The organism is Micrococcales bacterium (assembly GCA_009784895.1).
GTDB lineage: Bacteria > Actinomycetota > Actinomycetes > Actinomycetales > WQXJ01 > WQXJ01.
Genome location: WQXJ01000028.1, coordinates 1 through 19,461, shown reverse-complemented (window position 1 = coordinate 19,461; position 19,461 = coordinate 1). Strand labels below are relative to the sequence as shown.

Genomic DNA, 19,461 nt, shown 5'->3' with positions numbered 1-19,461 from the left:
GCAGTCGACCCCGGGCCGCAAAAGCGCTGTTCAGGCCGCCAATTGCCGTTCACCGGGTCAGCCTCACCAGCACTTATAACAATCTGGTAACGTTCCAGGGAGGGGCTTGACGCAGCCTGATGTGAGCGCTAACAATGTCTCATACGCAGAATTGGCACCCAGCTGGTCAGGGTGTTTGCGCTGCGTAGGTCGTAGGCCACAACGTTGTGTAGGTCACCGGCCAATAGAAGTCGACCCCAAGTCTCTAATGAGGAGAACACGTGAAAACTACAAGACTCACCAAGATCATGGCCGCAGCGGTTGGTACCACACTGGCCTTGGGTTTGGCTGCCTGTGGTGGCGACAGCGGTGGCTCAAACGGAACGACTACAGGTGATGGCGGAAGTGACTCGGCCATGGGCGCCTGGGACAAGAACGGTGACGGCATTATCGTTGTTGGCTTTGCCCAAACCGGTTCGGAGTCCGGATGGCGCACCGCCAACAGCCAGAGCTTCAAGGACTATTTTGTGCCCGAGAACGGCTTTGAACTGAAGTTCGGCGACGCCAACGGCGACGACGCAACCCAGAAAGCCCAGGTTCGTGACTTCATCAGCCAAGGCGTAGAGGTCATCGTGATCCAGCCCCTAAGCAACGATGGCTGGGAGCCAGTACTGAAAGAAGTCCAAGAAGCCGGCATCCCGGTGATCAACTCCGACCGCCGCCTACAAGGGCTGGACCAGTACTACGAATTCTTCTTTGGCTCTGACATGCGGGGCGAGGGCGACAGGGCTGTGGCCTGGCTCGAGGGCCACATCGCTGAGAACAACCTGACCAACGACGACATCAAGATCATCCACCTACAAGGTCAAATGGGCTCGGATGCGCAGGTTGGACGGACCGAAGGTCTGGAGGCCGGCGTTGAAAAGAACAGCTGGACCATCGTGGCGCAGCAAACCGGCGAGTTCGCCCGAGACAAAGGCCAAGCCGCCATGGCAGCCATCCTCAACAGTGTCAAGGCCGATGACTTCACCGTCGTGTGGGGCGAGAATGACGACATGATCTACGGCGCGATTGACGCACTGGAGGCCAAAGGTCTGGATCCGAAGGACTACATCATCGTCTCCTTCGATGGCAACCTCTCGGCCGTTCAAATGGTCGCGGACGGCATCATCGACGCCATTGCTGAATGCAACCCGTTGCTGGGCGAGCAGGTTGGCCAGTTGATTCTAAGGGCATCAAAGGGTGAGAAGATCGAGTCGCCGCAGTTCTCGGTCGAAGGCGTAATCGACATTACCAATGTCGAAGAGAAGCTACCACTCGCTTTCGGCTCATAGGCCCACCGCCAATCGCTGCCATCGTCTAGCATGAATGGCAGCAAATAGGACGGGCGCGAAGAGTTCCTCGCCATCTTCGCGCCCGTTTCTGGCGTGGCAGACGGAAGGGACCATTGATGGCAGACTCGCTGGTGAGAATGCGCGGCATTACCAAAGCCTTCCCCGGCGTCCTGGCTTTGGACAAAGTGGATTTTACGCTGCGGCCCGGCGAGATCCATGCGCTGATGGGCGAAAACGGTGCGGGCAAATCTACCTTGGTCAAAGTACTGACCGGGGCAGAGGAATTCGGGTCAGGCGAGATCTATTTGAATGATTCCGACAAACCGGTCGTGAATCGTTCACCACAAGAGGCTCAGTCGCGCGGAATCTCGACTGTTTATCAAGAGGTCAACCTGCTTGGCAATCTGAGTGTGGCTGAAAACCTATTTCTGGGCCGGCAGCCTCGTCGCTTGGGCATGATCAACTGGCGGGAAATGAACCGCCGGGCGCGGGGCGTTCTGCGCAACATTGGTTTGGACATTAATGTGGAAAAGCCACTTTCAGGCTATTCCATTGCCATGCAGCAGATGATAGCCATAGGCCGGGCCATTGACATTTCAGCCAAAGTCTTGATTCTGGACGAACCAACTTCCTCCCTCAACGAAAACGAAGTTGCCCAGTTGTTCGAGTTGATCCGGAAGCTGCGCGATGACGGCATGGGCGTCATCTTCATCACTCACTTCTTGGACCAGGTGTACGAGGTTTGTGACCAGATCACGGTGCTACGCAATGGCGCCCTGGTTGGGCAGTATGCCGTGGCCAATTTGCCGCGCCGGGAACTTGTCGGGGCCATGCTGGGCCGAGCTTTCGACGATCTGGCGGCGATTGAGCGCAAGGTCATCGACAAGGCTGCAACTGAAGGAGTGCCGCAAGTCTCGGCGAAACAGCTGGGCGTAAACCAGGGTGTAAAGCCCTTTGATTTGGATGTCTTTGCCGGCGAAGTTGTCGGTCTGGCTGGGCTGCTGGGCAGCGGTCGAACCGAAGTGGCCAAAGTAGTCTTTGGCGCCGATGTGCCGGACACCGGCACACTGGAGGTAAAGGGGATCAAGGCGCGGCACAATCCGCTCTATTCGATGCGAGCAGGCATGGCTTTTTGCCCCGAAGACCGCAAAGAGGAGGGCAGCATCCTTGAACTGTCGGTGCGCGAGAACATCATCTTGGCCGAGCAAACCAAGCGCGGCACTTTCCACCTGATTCCGCGCCCTGAACAAGACAAAATCGCCCGGAAATACGTCGACCTGCTGCAGATCAAGGTGCCAAGCCTTGATACCCCAGTGAAGCAGCTGTCGGGTGGAAACCAACAGAAGGTGATTGTGGCCAGATGGTTGGCGACCAACCCCGATCTGCTGATCTTGGACGAACCCACCCGCGGGATTGATGTTGGCACCAAGACAGAAATCCAGAAGCTGTGTATCGAGTTGGCTGATGGCGGGATGGCGGTGCTGTTCATTTCCTCCGAGATTGATGAGATGCTGCGGACTTGCGATCGGGTGGGGATCATGAGGGACCTGCAGAAGGTCGGCGAGTTGGCCGGCGCGGAGATGACAACTGGGTCGATTATGTCGAGGATCGCCGGCGACGATGCCGAGGAGGTCGAGGCAAGTGCCTGACGTCCTGAGGCGGGTAGTCAAAAGCCGGCTGTTCTTCGCCCTGGTCTGCCTGGGCTTGGTGCTGATTTTCAATGTTGTGATTTTCGCGATTGTCTCTCATGAGAACTTCTTCTCAATTGAGATGTCTCCCGCCGGGACGCTGACAGGTCCATTGATGCAGATTCTGTACTACGCCCCGGAGCTAGTGATTCTGGCGATGGGCATGACGGTGGTGGCGTCATGTTCAGCTGGGGCCGACATCTCAGTTGGCTCAGTCATGGTTCTAGCCGGAGCCGTTGGCATCAAGGTTCTCGGTGGCAGCAACATCGTCAATTTCAAAGTCGAGGAATACGCGGTTCCCCTGGTACTCGCCCTGCTCGCCTTTGTACTGGTGGGCGCGCTTTGCGGAGCCTGGAATGGCTTCTTAGTGGCCAAGCTGAAGGTCCAGCCAATGGTCGCCACATTGATTCTGTTCATTGGCGCCCGGGCGGCGGCCAAGGTGGTCACCGGTGGCACCATTTTGAGAGTGGAACCGGCCAGTTTCCGTTGGTTCGGCAACTACATCACCGACGGTGAAGGTAAGGCCATTGTCCCGTTGCCAACCCAGCTGTTCATCGCGGCAGCAGTGGTCATAGTGACGGCGTTGGTATTGCGCTTCACCGCCCTGGGCACAGACATTCAGTCGGTCGGTATCAACGCCAAGGCTTCGCGGATAGTGGGCATCAAATCAAACCGCATTGTCTTCATGGCCTTTGTTTTCTGCGGCGCCTGCGCCGGGATTGCCGGCATCATCATGACCTCCAAGATTTCGAGTATCGACTCACAATGGGGTGCCAGGATGATCGAGCTCGATGCGATCCTGGCAGTCGCTCTGGGCGGCAACTCCCTGGCCGGTGGCAGGTTTTCTCTGGCCGGTTCGGTGGTCGGTGCGGTTACCATTCAAACCCTCAAGACAGGCTTGCTGACCGCGGGTGTTAGAGCGGAACAGATGCCGTTCTACCAGGCTCTTGTGGTCGTGATGATTGTGATCATTCAGTCCCCAGAGTTGCGACCGATGGTCAGTCGGGGTCTAGCCCGCATCCGCGCCTTGGCGCCCAACCAGGCCAAGCAGGTGAGGTCAGGATGAAAAGGGCTAAGCAGGACTTGAGCACGGAGCTGGTGCGCCAGGACAGAGCTGGTGAAGCTCTGTTTAGAGGGGTGCTGGGCAAGTTCTACGGCAACAACTTCCTGGTGCTGATCACCTTTGCGATGCTTGTGCTGATCTATACCGTCGCGGCGTTCGTATTCCGTGATCAGAACTTCGGCAGCTTGAACTCCATTTTTTCCATGCTTCATTCCTGGCCGCATCTGGTTGTGATTGCAGCGGGCATGACCATGGTGTTGATCTCAGGCGGGATCGACATTTCGGTGGGCGGCCAGGTCGCCATGTATTGCATGATGTTTGCCTACTTCTTGCAGGCGGACGGCCCCAACGTAAACGTCTATGTCATGATCGTGGTGGTTTTGGTCACCGGGCTGTTTTTTGGGCTGGTTCAGGGCGTGCTGGTGGCATATTTCAACATCCAGCCGTTCATTGTGACTCTGATTGGGATGTTCTTTGCCCGCGGGCTGACTGCCATGATCTCGGAAAAGAACATCGAGATAACCAATCCTAAGTTCCTCGACATTGCCGCTGTGAAATACACCTTGCCCTTCGGTGGGTACACCGATGGCGGTGGAACATACCACGCACCGTACATTTACTTGTATGCGGTGCTGGCACTTTTGGCTGTAATGGTGCTGTATGCGGTTATGACATGGACGCCATTTGGCCGCAGTGTCTACGCGGTGGGCGGCTCGGAACAGTCATCAATGCTGATGGGCTTGAATCCCAAGCTGATCAAGTTGAAGGTCTACGTCATCCAAGGGTTGCTGACAGCCTTCGGTGCGTTCTTGTTCTGCCTGTCGCTGCCGGGAGGCGCTCTGGAAAAGGCCGTCGCCTTCGAGATGAACGCCATTGCGGCGGCTGTGATTGGGGGCGCTCTGCTAACCGGTGGTGTCGGCAACATCCTCGGTTCACTGGCCGGCACGTTGATCCAGTTGACGATTTTGAAGATCATCACCTCCGTTGGCACCCTGTCGTCCGGTTGGGGGCCAATCTCGACCGCGGCAATGATGGCCTTCTTCATTGCCATGCAATCCGTCCTGACCTCTGGGCGCCGAAAACGCGGCTAGCCCCAACGCCGCCAAAACGGTGGCTGGGGCTGGCCCTGCCGGCTAGCCTTCGGTGGTTCCTAAGGTGCCCCTGCGACCCATCCAGGCGCCCTGTCCGGTAGTCTGCGGTCCAAAGCGTTTGGGGTTTGCCATGAGACAACTTGACCAGTCAGCCGGGTTAGTGGTGGTGGTTGGGTCGATGAACATCGACCTGACGGCGAAGACTGCATTTCTGCCCGGCCCGGGCCAAACCGTAGCCGGAACCGAATTGGCCATTCACCCAGGAGGCAAATCGGCCAACCAAGCTGCGGCCGCAGCGCTGCTTGGCGCCAACGTCTGCCTGGTTGGCGCCGTTGGGGATGACTCGTGGGGGTCCTTCCTGCTGAAAGAAGCAGCTGCCCGCGGCGTCGACACCAGCGGAGTCAAGACAGTGGCCGGTTGCGCTTCAGGCATGGCTCTGATCACCGTTGATGAACAAGCCGAGAACACCATTGTGGTTTTGGCCGGAGCCAACGCCCGCCTTAGACCGGTTGATCTACCAACTGAACTGCTCCAAACGGCCGAGGTAGTCTGCCTGGCTCTGGAGATTCCGATGGAAACCGTGGTTGCGGCCGCCGCCCAAGCCAAACGTGGTGGTGCCATGGTCATGCTTAATCCGTCACCTTGGGCGACCCTGCCGGCAGAATTGCTGGCCAACACTGACGTCTTAGTGCTCAACGTCCACGAGCTAGCGCAGGCCACAGGGTTGGGTTTTGGGCCGGCGGCTGGTCCGGACCAGGTGGCGTCATCTGTGGTCTCCCAAGTGTTGGGGCAACTGGGGGTCAAAGCCGCTGTCGTGACTTTGGGGGCCAGCGGCGCCCTGGTCATTAGGCCGGGTCAAGAGGCCGTTGGGATTGCTACCCATGAGGTGCCGGTAGTCGACACAACCGGTTGTGGCGATGCTTTTTCCGGTGCTTTGGCCGTGGGCCTAGCGGCCGGTCAGTCAATTGAGGCGGCAGCCCAAACAGCGGCTGCAGCTGGGGCTTATGCCGCCATCGGACGCGGCGCCCAGCCGTCTTACCCAACGCTCAAACAACTCGATCGGTTCTTGGCCACCTGACCCAGAAGCCACTGGCGGCTATTGGGCCCTAACGTTGGCCCACTGCTGAGAGCACCGCCCGGCGCTTTGAGGACAGGTCAACCACCACAGCGGCCAGCAAGACCAGGCCCTTGATGACCGATTGCCAGGAGACGTTGACGCCCAGGATGGACAACCCCATTGTCAGCAGGCCCATGATCAGCGCGCCGGTCAGGGCGCCGGCGACTTTGCCAACACCGCCGGTGACAGCCGCTCCACCAATAAAGCAGGCAGCAATGGCCTCGAGCTCGTAACCCAGGCCCAGGGTTGGCGTAGCAGCGCCCATCCGTGAGGTCACGATTATGGCGCAGATGGCGCAGAGGAAGCCCATGTTGATGAAGATGGCGAAGTTGACCCGCCGCGTGTTGACACCGGAGAGGATGGCAGCGTTGAGGTTACCGCCGATGGCGTAGACGTTGCGACCGTAGACCGTCCGGTTTTGGACAAAGGCATAGACCACGATCAGCACGGCCACGATGATCAGAACGATTGGTGTCCCAATCCGGGCTAAGGAGAGCAGGAAGGCAAAGAAGGCGATTACCAGAGACAGCAGGACCAGGCGGAGCACCGTAATGGTGAGAGGAGCTGGGGTCAGGCCGTGTTTTCGCTCGGCCGCCCTTGACCTGATGGTCATGACGATCAGGCCGGCGATGGCCAGTGCGCCAATGCCCATGGTGAAGACATCGGCTTGGCCGTGCCAGGCCGCGGGCAGAAAGCTGGCCCCAATTGGGACTGTGCCGAAGGCCTTGGGCAGGCCGGCGCCGGAGATGTTGATGAAGCCCTGGGAGAAGCCACCTAGGGTCATCGAACCCAGGGCGACAGTGGCCAGGCCGCGGAACAGCAGCATCGAAGACAAGGTCACAATGAAGGCCGGTATCCGGGCGATCGCCACCCACAGACCGTGCCAGGCCCCCACCGCGACGCCAACGGCAATTCCGGTGGCCACCGCCAGCGGCCAAGGCCAGTTGAAACCATGCATGACCTTGCCCATAACGGCCCCGATAAAGGCTGCCACCGAACCAACCGAAAGGTCGATGTGACCGGCGATAATGACCGAAACCATGCCAATGGCCAAGACTGCGACGTATGCCACCTGCTGCGACAGGGCGGCGATGTTGTCAGGGTTCAGGAGCCGCCCGCCGGAGACTATGGAGAAGAAAACGAAAATGATGATGAGAGCACCCAGAATGCCGTACTGGCGTAGGTTGCCTTTGAAGTAGTCGGCCACGGTGCTCACTGGACTGTCGCTACCTTTTCTTTTGTCATGAGTGTCATAAGAGACTCCTGGTCAGCCTGGGCCCTGGGCACATTGCCGGTAATGCGGCCCTCGCTCAGGGTGTAGATGCGGTCGCATATGCCCAACAGTTCGGTCAGTTCTGAGGAGATGACGAGGATGGCTTTGCCTTGGTCGGCCAGCTGATTGATGATGGTGTAGATCTCGTATTTGGCGCCAACGTCGACACCTCTAGTTGGTTCGTCCAGGATCAGGACGGCCGGGTCGGTGTAGATCCACTTGGCCAAAACAACCTTCTGCTGGTTGCCCCCGGACAGTTTGGAGGCCGGCACGTGGATCGACGGCGTCTTGATGCGCAACTCCCGGCGGTATTTCTCAGCCACACCGGCTTCCGCCCTTGGCTCGATTATGCCCCGTCGAGATATCTTGCCTAACCCAGCTGAAGTGATGTTTTCGCAAACAGACTGGATGGTGTTCAGACCGTAGCGCTTGCGGTCTTCGGAACAGTAGGCGATGGCGTGTTGGACAGCCTGTGAAACCGTCCTGGTTGAGACTTTCTGGCCGTACATATAGGCCTGCCCGGAAATGTCGACGCCGTAGGTGTGGCCAAACATCGACATAACCAGTTCGGTCCGGCCGGCGCCCATCAAACCGGCCAGGCCAACTATTTCACCGGCGTGAACCGCCAGGTCAACCGAGTCAGTGATTCTGCGCTCAGGGTCAAGCGGATGGTGGACTGTCCAGTTCTCCAGCCGCAGGATCTCCACTCCAGGTTGATTGGGTTTGTGCTCTGGGAAGCGGTTCTCCATGGGACGGCCAACCATATGCTTGATCAGCCACTCCTCGGTGGTCTGGTCTAGGGCAATGGCGGCGTCAGCCACGGACAGGCCGTCCCTGAGCACTGTGACCTTGTCCGCCACCGCCAGGATCTCGTTGAGCTTGTGGGTGATGATGATCGAGGTGACGCTGTGGTTGTCTCTGAGATCACGGATCAGCTCAAGCAGGTGGGCCGAGTCATCGGCGTTCAGCGCGGCGGTCGGTTCATCAAGGATCAGGAGCCTGCAGTCCCTGGCCAGCGCCTTGCAGATCTCGACTAATTGCTGTTTTCCCACACCGATATCCGCCACCAAGGTTTGTGGATGATCTGCCAGGCCAACCCGTTGCATCAATTCGATGGCTCGCTGTTCGGTTTTGCGCCAGTCAATGATGCCGTGTTTGGCTTGCTCGTTGCCAACGAAGATGTTCTCGGCGATGGGTAGGAAGGGGTTGAGCGCCAACTCCTGGTGGATGATGGCGATGCCTCGTTTTTCTGAGTCCCTGATCGACCGGAATTGGCAGGTCAGGCCTTCGTAAATGACCTCGCCGGCAAACGACCCGTGTGGGTAGACGCCGGAAAGGATCTTCATCAAGGTCGATTTGCCAGCGCCGTTTTCTCCGCAAATGGCATGGATCTCACCGTGGGAAACCGTGAAGTTGACATCGCTCAGCGCCTTGACACCGGGAAACTCGATCGAGATGTCCCGCATCTCGAGAATGGTGCCGGTCTGTGGCTGGGTCATCGATTGGGCCTTGGTGCGAGCGGAGGTGGGGCCCCCTTAGGGGCCCCACCGTTGGATAGCGGACTAGAGGCCGAGTTGCTCAGGGGTGAAGAAGCCGGAATCGACCATGATTGCCTGCACAGTGTCCTCGGTGACGACCTGCGGATCAAGCTGCATAGTCGGCACTTCTTGAACGTCGTTGTTGTAGGTGGTGTTGGTTTCGACGCTATCACCCTTGACGATCTGGTCGACCATCTTGGCCACGGCTGTGGCCAGCAGGCGGGTGTCTTTGAACACTGTCATCGACTGTTTGCCGGCGATGATGTTTTTGACATTGGCCTCGTCGCCGTCCTGGCCGGTTAGCAGTGGCCAGTCGACGCCGGGCTGATAGCCGGCGCCATCTAGGGCGGCGGCAATACCGAAGGCCAGGGAGTCGTTAGGCGACAGAATCGCCTCAACCTTCTTGTCGGTGTAGAAAGAGTTCAGACGGGTCTGCATTTCGGTTTGGGCATCGGCAGAGACCCAACCGTGGATCGAGACATCCATCCACTTGTCCTTGGTGGCGGGGCACTTGCCGGACTGGCAGACGAGCTTGCCTTCGTCAAAGTACGGCTGCAGCACATCCCAGGCGCCACCGAAGAACAGACCAGCGTTGTTGTCATCATCTGAACCGGCGAAGGACTCAAAGTTGACTGGATCTGTTCTGTTGTCGAGATCTAATGCGTCACGGAGGAACTCGCCCTGGAGTTGGCCAACGCCGGCGTTGTCGAAGGTGGCGTAGTAGTCAACGTTGGGGGTCTTCATCAGCAGGCGGTCGTAGGCGATGATCGTAATGCCCTTATCAGCCGCCGTTGCCAGGATTGGGCCTAGCGCCTCGGAGTCGATCGAGGCCACGACAAGTACCTTGGCGCCGGCGTTGATCTGGTTCTCAAGTTGGCTGACCTGCGTCTCTGGGCTGTTTTCGGCATATTGCAGGTCGGTCTTGTAGCCCATTGCTTCAAGTTCTTCTTGCAGCTTGGATCCGTCTCGGTTCCAGCGCTCAAGAGCGCGGTCAGGCATGGTAATACCGATCAGAGCCTCGCCGCCTCCGCCGCCGCCACCTGTGTCGTCGCTGTTGCCGCATGCCACGAGCGCGGCCATGGCAAGAGTCAGGCCGGCCGTGACCGCCGTGATTTTCTTCAGTGACATTGCGTTGCTACCTCTTCGTACTAGACGTCAATGTGGGGTTACACAGCCCTGGCCGCCGCCGGTCGCTTTGACAAACTGGCATTAGTTTGGGCCTTGAACTATTACAGCACGCTTTGCCCGGTTAGACAAGGCTTTCACCACAAACCAGTCCGCCTGGGCCCGTTTTCGCGGTATGACTGCTGGTCAGGCGCAGGTCACAATTAGGTCACGCCGGGCAACCAGACGGCGGCGCGGCTGCCTTGGGCTGGCCACGAGCGGCTTTGGCGACGGCTGGAAGTGACTTGGGGCTGGCCCGATGCCGGCCAGGGGCGGGAGAGACTAGGCGTCGAGTAAGGCTGCTGGATCGGCAATGACGCCGTCCAGCACGGCCATGGCCGCCCCACTCATGGCCGGGTAGGAGCGGTAGGGCGAGGCGGCCACAGTGATTGGATCGCCCCAGCGGGCTGGCATGGCCCTGAGGTTGACGGTTTCGTAAATGATCGGCACCAGGTGGTCAGCCAGGCGGGCCATAGTGCCGCCCAAAACCACTCGGTTCAGGTCGACCAAGTTAATGGCATCGGCCACGGCCTGGCCCAGGGCGTGACCTGCCCGGTCAACAGCCTGGTGAGCGGGGCTGCGGGCGTCATCGGCCGCCAGCAGATCCTCCAGTCGGTCCATACCACCGGGCTCTTCCAAGCCACAGGCGCGCAGCAAGGCGGCTTTGCCGGCCACAGTCTCAAGACAGCCGGTGGCGCCACAGGAACACCTCTGGCCGTCCGGTTCGATGCAATTGTGACCAATTTCGCCGGCCCAGCCATGCAGACCGCCAAAGGGTCGGCCTTCCATAAAGACAGCCGCACCAATGCCAATGTCGCCGGAGATATAGAGAAAGGACGCCGCCGGGTCAGTCTCGGTGGTGGCGTGGGCTTTGGCGGCCAGCACGGCCTCGTTGTGGATTCGGGGATAGGCCAATGCCTTGACTAATTGGTCGTTCTGCGTCAATTGGGCTGATTCGGCCGCCGCTAGCAGGGATTCTCGGGCATCTACCTGGCTCCAGCCGAGGTTGGGCGCAAAGATCAGCCGGCCGGAGACCGGATCGATTAGGCCTGGCAGGGCCAGGCCGGCGCCGGCCAGGGAAACCTGGGCTGGGAGCTGCTCAAGGACATCGGAGGCGCGCTGCGCCAGGCGGCTCAAGCCCAGGCCAGGATCAGAATGACGCAGGTCGAACTGGAAGATCGACTCGGCTAAGACCGCTCCGGTCAGGTCAACCACCCGGGCCCCAACGAAATCGGCGTTGACTTCAAGGCCTAGGGCTGCCACTCGGCCGCGAGCCAGCATGATCGGCTTGGCCGGACGGCCGGCCCCGGCCGGGCTGGCTGGCGGCAACTCTTCGACCAACTGGCCTGTGATAAGCCTGTCGACCAGGGCCGAGACGGTGGCTTTGGTGATCCCTGTGGTAGCGGCGATATCCGCCCGGGAGACCGGTTCGCGTCGCGTGGTGCCTAAGGCAATCTGGTGAAGCACTACGGAAAGGTTGTGCCGGCGCAGGGAACTCTGCACTACCGGACGTTCCAGACCATCTGGACCACTCCACCTGCCAGAAGTTCTGGCCACGGCACCTCCTCAGCTTTGATTCCGGCATCGGACGCCAATAGGCCCTGTCACGGACCCTTGCCAGCGAGCCTATCAAAGGATATGTTTGGGGGCACAACTAATCAAGCCCAGAGGTGAGACAAATGGCGTCAACCGCACCAAAACCCACTCCAGCTGACCACTTTTCTTTCGGGTTGTGGACCATCGGCTGGTCGGGTCAGGACCAATTCGGCACAGCCAGCAGGCCACCGCTCGACCCGGTCGAGGCGGTTGAGCGGCTGAAGGCAATTGGCGCCTGGGGCATCACCTTCCACGACAACGACCTCATCCCCTTTGGCTGCTCAGAAGCCGAACGCGCCTCGATCCTGGACCGGTTCCGCCAAGCCCTGGCCTCAACCGGGTTGGTGGTCGAAATGGTCACCACCAACACCTGTTCCCATCCGGTCTTCAAGGACGGCGCCCTGACCTCGAACGATCGGCAAGTTAGACGTTTCACCCTGCGCAAGCTGCTGCGCAACATCGACCTGGCGGCCTCGCTCGGCGCCACCATTTTTGTGATGTGGGGCGGGCGAGAAGGCGCCGAATATGACGTTGCCAAGGACTACATGGCGGCCATGGACCGCTACGCCGAGGGCATCGACACGGTGGCGGAGTACATCAAAGACCAGGGTTATGATCTGCGCATCGCCCTGGAGCCCAAACCAAACGAACCTCGTGGGGACATTTTGCTGCCCACGATTGGCCACGCCTTGGCCTTCATCGAGAAGCTCGAGCACCGCGACATCGTTGGCGTCAACCCTGAAGTTGGCCACGAGCAGATGGCCGGACTGAACTACACCGCCGGCATTGCCCAGGCGCTGTGGGCTGGCAAGCTCTTCCACATTGACCTCAACGGCCAAAAGTCGATCAAATACGACCAGGACCTGGCCTTTGGCCACGGCGACCTGCTCAGCGCCTTTGCCACAGTCGACCTGTTGGAAAACGGTTTCCCCGGCGGCGGCCCGCGCTACACCGGCGCCCGGCACTTCGACTTCAAGCCGTCTAGAACCGAGGACCCGGCCGGCGTTTGGCAAGCCGCCGAGGCCAATATGGCGATGTACCTGCTGCTGAAGCAGCGGGCAGCGGCCTTCAGAGCCGACCCGGAGGTGCAAGCAGCGCTGGAAGAGTCAGGCGTAATGGAGTTAGGCCAGCCCACCCGGGCCGCCGGCGAGACCATCGCCCAGCTATTGGCTGACAGATCGGCCTACGAAGATTTCCAGGCCGATGTCCAAGGCCAGCGCGGCTACGGTTTTGTCCGCCTGAACCAACTAGCGACCGAACACCTGATGGGAGCGCGCTGATCTGCCATGGTTGATGCTGTGCTTGTAGCCGGGATCGATACATCAACCCAATCCTGCAAGGTGATTGTGCGTGAGGCCGCTTCCGGTGAGCTGGTCCGCAGCGGGCGTGCCAACCATCCCGATGGCACCGAGGTTCACCCTGATGCCTGGGTTGAGGCCTTGGAGCAGGCCACAGGCGAGGCTGGCGGCCTGGATGATGTCGCGGCTTTGGCCGTGGGCGGCCAACAACACGGCATGGTGGTGCTGGATTCGACCGGCGAGGTCATCAGGCCCGCCTTGCTCTGGAACGACACGCGCTCGGCCGCAGCGGCCGCCGATCTAATCGGCGAGCTAGGTGGGCCGGCCGCCTGGGCTGAAGCTGTTGGCTCGGTCCTAGTGGCCTCGTTGACCATCACCAAACTGCGCTGGCTGCGCGACTTTGAGCCGGACAAGGCCGCCCGCGTGGCCGCTGTTTGCCTGCCGCACGACTACTTGACCTGGCGTTTAGCCGGTCATGGACCGCAATCTCAAGGCGGCGACGGTGCCATTGACCAGCTTGTGACCGACCGGTCAGATGTCTCCGGCACCGGCTATTGGTCGCCGCACACAGGCGAATACCGGACTGATTTGTTGGCCATGGCCTTAGGCCATGTGCCGGTCCTGCCACGGGTGGTCGCTCCCAATGAGGTGGCGGCCACAACACCTGGTGGGGCGCTGATTGGCCCAGGGGCTGGCGACAATGCCGCCGCCGCCTTGGGGTTAGGTCTTGGCAGCGGCGATGTGGCAGTCTCAGTGGGCACCTCCGGAGTGGTCAGCGCCATCTCCGAGACGCCAACGGCTGATCCATCCGGTATGGTGACCGGTTTCGCCGATGCAACTGGGCTGTTCCTGCCGCTGGCCTGCACTTTGAACGGCGCCCGGATCCTTGAGGCAGCCGGAACCATGCTTGGTCTTGGCCACGAGCAGCTCTCAACGCTGGCCCTGCAGGCCGAGCCGGGCGCTGGTGGGCTGAGGCTGGTGCCATATTTCGAGGGCGAACGCACGCCGAACAAGCCAAACGCCACGGCGGCCCTGCACGGCCTGACATTGACCAACTTCACACCACCCAATCTGGCCCGGGCGGCCGTCGAGGGTCTGTGCTGCTTGCTGGCAGACGGCCTCGACGCTTTGATCGCCCAGGGTGCCAAGGCCGAGCGGCTCTTTTTGATTGGCGGCGGTGCCAAATCACAGGCGGTCCGCCAGGTGGCGCCAACTGTGTTTGGCCAGCCAGTCACCGTACCGCCAGAAGGCGAGTATGTGGCCGATGGCGCAGCTCGGCAGGCCGCCTGGCTGGCCCTGGGCGAGCTGCCGGCCTGGCCGCGGCAAGGTACTGAGGTCTTTGAGGCGACGCCTGCACCAACGGTGCGTCAGACCTACGCCCAAGCGCGCGACTTAGTCCTCGACCGGCCCTAGGCGCCTGCCTGCCATAGGCGTTACCCAAGTTATGCCAAACTTCGCTGGCAGGCCGGCGGGCAACAGAAGTCTGGCACAGCAGCTTGTCGAATGCGGCACGCTGCGGATTGTGGTTTTGGGCCCGTTGACCTGCCCGAGCGTCAGATTCAGGGCCCTAGGGCCAGAGTTGTGCGGCGGTTCTCAGTGGAGAAAACAAATCGCGCAAGTATGTCAAAACCCCGGAAGCTTTTGCCGATTGTCCGGAAGCGTGTAGTAGGTCCCGCGGCGTTGCCCATGGCGACTGAGTTTGCCCGCATTGACAAGCCGAGACAGAATTCCACCGGCTTCGGTTCGATCAACTCCAATCTGCCCCCGGACGGTCTCGTTTGTAATGCGCCCGCGTTGACTTACCATCGTCAAGACATGGTCCGCGATTTCGTCGGGGCTGAGGGGGTGAGCCATGTGTGCGCCGATTGATCGGTCGAGGAAGTACGTTGCCCCGCCCTTGTGGCCGTGTTGTATCAGAAGCCCGGCGGCTCGCAGCCTCTGCAGTGAAGCACGAGCGTGGGTACTGTCGACATCGAGTAGCTTCCGCGCTTTTGAGTTGGTCAGCGCCTCTCCGCGGGCGGCATGGACCAGGAGAAGGCGGTCTGGCGCCTGGATTGACCCTGCTGCCTGCAACGCGCTGACCCAGGCTCGCTCCTCAGGGGTGACAGTGCTCCCAAGTCCGAGCCTGACGCTGACGTGACTGGCATCGGCATCGAATATGGGACGCTCCAATAATGCCTGGTCCATCGTGTCTTCCATGACGTCAATACCGAGACCAGCGTCTTCTGCCAGCCCAAAGGCTCGCAGAAGTCGAATGACGGCAACGTTGCGCGGGGAGTTCTGGTGCCTCATGTTGGCGATTGTGACCGGCTCGGGTAGTCCACCCGGAGAACGGATACTGACATAATCAGGATGGATCTCGACCTTGACCGCCTGACGGTCAATGTCGTAGGCGCGGTGAGCGACCGCATTGGCCAGAGCTTCACGCAGGACCTGTTCGGGAATCCGCGGAAGCTCGTACCGGTGCAAACCCCTGACCACGACATCAGATCCAAGATCGTTCAGAACCGTCCTGGCAGCCATTTCGATCTGCTCGTTGACCGGACCGGCCATTTCGACTCTTTGGTCATAGGCCTGAGAGCCCGCCCGGTACCTGAAGACTTCAACGTGGGCCTTGCCCAGGTGACTGGATGGTCGCCGAGTTAGGAATAGGACTCCGGCGACGGTCATCGGTCCGTTTTGGCCGGCATCTACCAGGCCAGCCTCGACGAATCGCGAGGCCGCGGTTGAGCGGTCCCATCCCATGGCGTCACACACAGCTTCGACCAGGGCGGGATCTGCCTCCGAAAAGCGGGTCTTGGGGAGCGGCGTCAATTCGTAGCGCAGGGCAGACCTGCTCATGATCAGCCGGGACAAATCGTCCCCAAATAGCGCCGTGTTCATGGGGCCTTTTCGCACCAGAACTCGACCGTCGGCGTTTTGGGCAAAACCGCTCTGTCTTTGACGCACCGACACCGCGAGCACATTCCGGTCAAGCACCTGGACCTCGTAAAGTTCGTAGCGACCGGGATTCCGGACGTTTCCAATTATTCGGTGAACCCTGCCCAGTGCCTCACCTCTGATGTCGGTGCCAACGGCGATCCCGCGGTTGTCTATCCCAAGGAAGATGACACCACCACCCGAGTTCGAAAACGCCACCACGGCATCTGCGACTTTGTTCGCACTGACACCCTGCTTGAACTCAATGAAGTCGTTCTCGCCGGGAAACTGCTCGGCAAAGGCGTCTTGGCTTGCGAAAAGGCGAATGCCTGGTGGCCCCAACTCGTGGAACATTGGGTGTGGCAAAATTTACCCTCCTGAACTGCGGTCCAAGAGAAGTGCCCGCAACTCGGATCCCGTCCCGGCCCCTTAGTGGGCTGGTGCGTTCGAGGCTGACTTGAGCGCAACTGGCTCCGTGAGTTATGACACGCTTCTCGTATGGTGCTGCCGTTGCGACAAGTATGTCATAACAGTCGGCCCTATCGCGGCCACAGCAACAGGGCCGCTCGGTAGAAGCGTCTGCGCCGCAGCGCGGTGGGACACCGGATTCCCGGCTACCTTGCTCGGTCGGTCGAACCAGCCGAAGATTCCTTGTGAACAGGCGGTCCATCTCTTAGGTTGGTTGCGGGCATGTGACCGGCCAGCCAAGGGCCGGGGAGACTGTTTGGAGGGCAGCATGGCAAATCGAATGATCTGGAACCAGACGGCATTCTTCGGGGCCGGTGCGGTGGGCGAAATCCCGCGCCAGTTGGTTGAGCGTCACTTCACTAAGGCGCTGGTGGTCAGCGACCAGGGTCTAGTTGAGGCCGGGGTAACTGCAAAAGTTACCGAACTGCTGGACGGAGCCGGCTTCCCATTTGAGTTGTTCACCGACGTTGCACCAAACCCCCCAATAGAGAACGTCAAAGCCGGTCTGACCGCCTTCGAGGCCGCCCAGGCTGACGTGCTGATCGCCGTGGGCGGCGGCTCGCCGCTGGACACCTGCAAGGGGATAGGCATTATTGCCAACAACCCCGAATACGCCGATGTTTTGTCTCTTGAAGGCACGCCCGGCACTAAACACCCATCGGTGCCGATTATCGCGGTGCCCACCACCGCTGGCACCGCCTCAGAGACCACAATCAACTACGTGCTAACGGACAAATCCAAGCAGCGCAAGTTCGTTTGTGTCGACCCGCATGACATCCCGGTCCTGGCCATTGTCGACGCTGAGATGATGGCAGATGCGCCCCGCTCGCTGCGGGTGGCGACCGGGCTTGACGCTCTAACGCACGCCATCGAGGGCTACATCACCAAGGGTGCCTGGGAGCTTTCCGATATGTTCCACCTCAAGGCCATCCAGCTGATCGCCCAGGCGCTACCGCTGGCGGTAGACGGCGATGCCAAAGCCAGTGATGACATGGCTCTGGCACAGTACGTCGCCGGCATGGGTTATTCGAATGTCGGTTTGGGAATTGTGCATTCAATGGCCCACGCCCTGGGCGGCTACTACGACGCACCCCACGGCGTGGCCAACGGATTGCTGCTGGCCCCGGTGATGGCCTTCAACGCCCCGGCCTCGGGCGACAAGTACAGGGATATTGGCGCCGCTTTTGGTGTGGCCGGCGCCCTGACGCGGCCGTTGGCGGAGGTTGGTGCTGACACCGTCAAGGCGGTGGCAGACATGATCGCGGCTCTGGGCAACCCGACCATGTTGCGACAAATCGGCGCCCAGGAGGCCGATATCCCGGCCCTGGCCCTCATGGCGCTGGGCGATGTCTGCACACCAGGCAACCCCCGCCCCGTCACGGCCGGCGATATTGAGTCCATCTACCGATCGGTTCTCTAGCCGAACCCGTCAGCCCGGACCGACTCAGGGAGAAACCGAAATGACACAAGATCGCGAAAGCTCTTTGCTTGAGGCGGTACCCGGCGACCTATTCGTTGACGGCCAGTGGCGCGCGGCTGAAGCCGGCCAGACCTTCGAGGTGACCGACCCGGCCACCGGAGCCAGGCTGAAGACTGTCGCTTCGGCATCGGCCGATGACGGCAAGAAGGCTCTAGACGCGGCCTGCCGGGCCTTTCCAACCTGGGCTGGTACGCCGGCCCGCCAGCGCGCCGAACTGCTACGCGCGGGGTTTGAACTGCTGCAGCAGCGCCGGGACGATTTTGCCTTGCTGATGACCCTCGAAATGGGCAAACCCCTGGCCGAATCCCAAGGTGAGGTCACCTATGGCGGGGAGTTCCTGCGTTGGTTCAGCGAAGAGGCCAGCCGCGTGACCGGGCGGTATGGAGCCAACCCGGAAGGTACCGGGCGCATGATTGTGTCCAAGCATCCGGTCGGTCCGTGCTATCTGATCACGCCGTGGAACTTCCCGCTGGCCATGGCCACGCGGAAGATCGCGCCGGCGCTGGCGGCCGGCTGCACGGTGGTGGTCAAACCGGCCCGGTTGACCCCACTGACCACGATGTATTTCGCCCGCTTGTTACAGGACGTGGGTCTGCCACCGGGTGTGGTCAATGTCATCCCCACGACCAACTCGGGCGGGGTATCTGAGGTGATCTTGGCTGATCCTCGTTTGCGCAAGCTGTCGTTTACCGGCTCAACTGAAGTTGGAGTGCACCTGCTGAAGCAGGCCGCCGGGGGTGTGCTGCGCACCTCGATGGAGCTGGGCGGCAACGCACCGTTTGTGGTTTTTGACGATGCCGATCTGGACCAGGCGGTTGAAGGCGCCATGGCGGCCAAGTTCCGCAACATTGGTCAAGCCTGCACGGCGGCCAATCGCTTCATTGTGCAACGGGCCGTTCTTGAGCAGTTCACGGCCCGGGTAACCGAACGGGTCAAGGCCATGAAAACCGGCCGGGGAACCGGCCAGGGCGTCACCATTGGCCCACTGATCGACACCGCTGCGGTGGCCAAAGCCAAGGAGCTGACGGATGAGGCCGTGGCCCGAGGCGCGGTCCTATGCGCCGGGGGTAGTGCCATTGACGGCCCCGGTACCTTTTTCGAAGCCACCGTTCTCAGTGACGTACCGACCGGTAGCGACATTCTGCGGGAAGAGATCTTTGGTCCGGTTCTGGCGATTGTGCCATTTGACAGTGAAGATGAGGCCGTTCAGACCGCCAATGCCACCGAGTACGGGCTGGTCTCCTACGTCTACACCAAAGATCTGGCCCGCGGCCAGCGCATGATCGAACGCTTGGAGACCGGCATGATGGGCCTGAACATGGGTGTGGTCTCAAACGCCGCGGCGCCCTTCGGTGGCTGGAAAGCCTCCGGCCTGGGACGCGAAGGCGGGTTTGAGGGCATCGGCGAATACCTGGAAACCAAGTACACCCTGACCCCAGACCCCTGGTCCTAG

The 19,461-nt window shown here is 60.5% G+C and carries 14 protein-coding genes; 9 read left to right on the top strand and 5 right to left on the bottom strand.

Translation table 11 applies throughout. From position 1 onward, the window contains the following. Positions 1 to 260: 260 nt before the first annotated feature. The 5 genes from FWD29_06335 (at position 261) to FWD29_06315 (ending at position 6,233) form a co-directional block, all read left to right on the top strand. On the top strand, positions 261 to 1,313 hold the full coding sequence (locus FWD29_06335) for an ABC transporter substrate-binding protein (GenBank protein ID MCL2803554.1): 1,053 nt from the start codon (positions 261 to 263) through the stop codon (positions 1,311 to 1,313). 116 nt (positions 1,314 to 1,429) lie between these two features. Further along, positions 1,430 to 2,962 (top strand): sugar ABC transporter ATP-binding protein, encoded by a 1,533-nt coding sequence (locus tag FWD29_06330; protein MCL2803553.1) that lies wholly within the window; start codon positions 1,430 to 1,432, stop codon positions 2,960 to 2,962. After that, positions 2,955 to 4,067 (top strand): ABC transporter permease, encoded by a 1,113-nt coding sequence (locus FWD29_06325; GenBank protein MCL2803552.1) that lies wholly within the window; start codon positions 2,955 to 2,957, stop codon positions 4,065 to 4,067. Before FWD29_06330 ends, FWD29_06325 begins: the two co-directional genes overlap by 8 nt. Then, the gene (locus FWD29_06320; protein ID MCL2803551.1) at positions 4,064 to 5,155 is read left to right on the top strand and encodes a hypothetical protein; all 1,092 of its coding nucleotides are present in this window, start codon (positions 4,064 to 4,066) and stop codon (positions 5,153 to 5,155) included. Before FWD29_06325 ends, FWD29_06320 begins: the two co-directional genes overlap by 4 nt. 130 nt (positions 5,156 to 5,285) lie before the next feature. Next, positions 5,286 to 6,233: a ribokinase gene (locus tag FWD29_06315; GenBank protein ID MCL2803550.1), complete on the top strand. Its 948-nt coding sequence runs from the start codon at positions 5,286 to 5,288 to the stop codon at positions 6,231 to 6,233. A 28-nt stretch (positions 6,234 to 6,261) separates the two neighbouring features. Here the strand turns inward: FWD29_06315 and FWD29_06310 are convergent, their stop codons facing one another. The 4 genes from FWD29_06310 to FWD29_06295 all read right to left on the bottom strand — a co-directional run bounded on the left by FWD29_06310 (position 6,262) and on the right by FWD29_06295 (position 11,804). Continuing rightward, positions 6,262 to 7,488: a sugar ABC transporter permease gene (locus FWD29_06310; protein ID MCL2803549.1), complete on the bottom strand. Its 1,227-nt coding sequence runs from the start codon at positions 7,486 to 7,488 to the stop codon at positions 6,262 to 6,264. Then, positions 7,485 to 9,044, bottom strand: coding sequence for a sugar ABC transporter ATP-binding protein (locus FWD29_06305; GenBank protein MCL2803548.1), 1,560 nt, complete (start codon positions 9,042 to 9,044; stop codon positions 7,485 to 7,487). Before FWD29_06305 ends, FWD29_06310 begins: the two co-directional genes overlap by 4 nt. 63 nt (positions 9,045 to 9,107) lie before the next feature. Beyond that, positions 9,108 to 10,211 carry a sugar-binding protein gene (locus tag FWD29_06300; protein MCL2803547.1) on the bottom strand — a complete coding sequence of 368 codons (1,104 nt, stop codon included), beginning with the start codon at positions 10,209 to 10,211 and terminating at the stop codon, positions 9,108 to 9,110. 318 nt (positions 10,212 to 10,529) lie between these two features. Continuing rightward, positions 10,530 to 11,804 carry an ROK family protein gene (locus tag FWD29_06295; GenBank protein MCL2803546.1) on the bottom strand — a complete coding sequence of 425 codons (1,275 nt, stop codon included), beginning with the start codon at positions 11,802 to 11,804 and terminating at the stop codon, positions 10,530 to 10,532. Positions 11,805 to 11,926: 122 nt separating this feature from the next. Between FWD29_06295 and xylA the strand changes: the two genes are divergently transcribed. Then, positions 11,927 to 13,123, top strand: coding sequence for a xylose isomerase (xylA, locus tag FWD29_06290; protein MCL2803545.1), 1,197 nt, complete (start codon positions 11,927 to 11,929; stop codon positions 13,121 to 13,123). 6 nt (positions 13,124 to 13,129) lie between these two features. After that, a complete protein-coding gene (xylB, locus tag FWD29_06285; protein ID MCL2803544.1) occupies positions 13,130 to 14,554 on the top strand; it encodes a xylulokinase in 1,425 nt (474 codons plus the stop codon). Between the two features lie 210 nt (positions 14,555 to 14,764). Here xylB and FWD29_06280 read toward each other — a convergent pair whose 3' ends face one another. Beyond that, the gene (locus FWD29_06280) at positions 14,765 to 16,414 is read right to left on the bottom strand and encodes a putative DNA binding domain-containing protein (protein MCL2803543.1); all 1,650 of its coding nucleotides are present in this window, start codon (positions 16,412 to 16,414) and stop codon (positions 14,765 to 14,767) included. A gap of 382 nt (positions 16,415 to 16,796) precedes the next feature. Here FWD29_06280 and fucO point away from each other — a divergent pair, with 382 nt between their 5' ends. After that, entirely contained in the window at positions 16,797 to 17,948 is a 1,152-nt protein-coding gene (gene fucO / locus FWD29_06275; protein ID MCL2803542.1) for a lactaldehyde reductase, read from the top strand. 40 nt (positions 17,949 to 17,988) lie between these two features. Next, positions 17,989 to 19,461 (top strand): NAD-dependent succinate-semialdehyde dehydrogenase, encoded by a 1,473-nt coding sequence (locus FWD29_06270; protein MCL2803541.1) that lies wholly within the window; start codon positions 17,989 to 17,991, stop codon positions 19,459 to 19,461.

Coding starts and splice junctions, on each gene's coding strand:
- FWD29_06315 (MCL2803550.1), top strand. CDS start 5,286: ATGAGACAACTTGACCAGTCAGCCGGGTTAGTGGTGGTGGTTGGGTCG.
- FWD29_06280 (MCL2803543.1), bottom strand. CDS start 16,414: ATGTTCCACGAGTTGGGGCCACCAGGCATTCGCCTTTTCGCAAGCCAA.
- FWD29_06270 (MCL2803541.1), top strand. CDS start 17,989: ATGACACAAGATCGCGAAAGCTCTTTGCTTGAGGCGGTACCCGGCGAC.
- xylB (MCL2803544.1), top strand. CDS start 13,130: ATGGTTGATGCTGTGCTTGTAGCCGGGATCGATACATCAACCCAATCC.
- xylA (MCL2803545.1), top strand. CDS start 11,927: ATGGCGTCAACCGCACCAAAACCCACTCCAGCTGACCACTTTTCTTTC.
- fucO (MCL2803542.1), top strand. CDS start 16,797: ATGGCAAATCGAATGATCTGGAACCAGACGGCATTCTTCGGGGCCGGT.
- FWD29_06300 (MCL2803547.1), bottom strand. CDS start 10,211: ATGTCACTGAAGAAAATCACGGCGGTCACGGCCGGCCTGACTCTTGCC.
- FWD29_06305 (MCL2803548.1), bottom strand. CDS start 9,044: ATGACCCAGCCACAGACCGGCACCATTCTCGAGATGCGGGACATCTCG.
- FWD29_06320 (MCL2803551.1), top strand. CDS start 4,064: ATGAAAAGGGCTAAGCAGGACTTGAGCACGGAGCTGGTGCGCCAGGAC.
- FWD29_06330 (MCL2803553.1), top strand. CDS start 1,430: ATGGCAGACTCGCTGGTGAGAATGCGCGGCATTACCAAAGCCTTCCCC.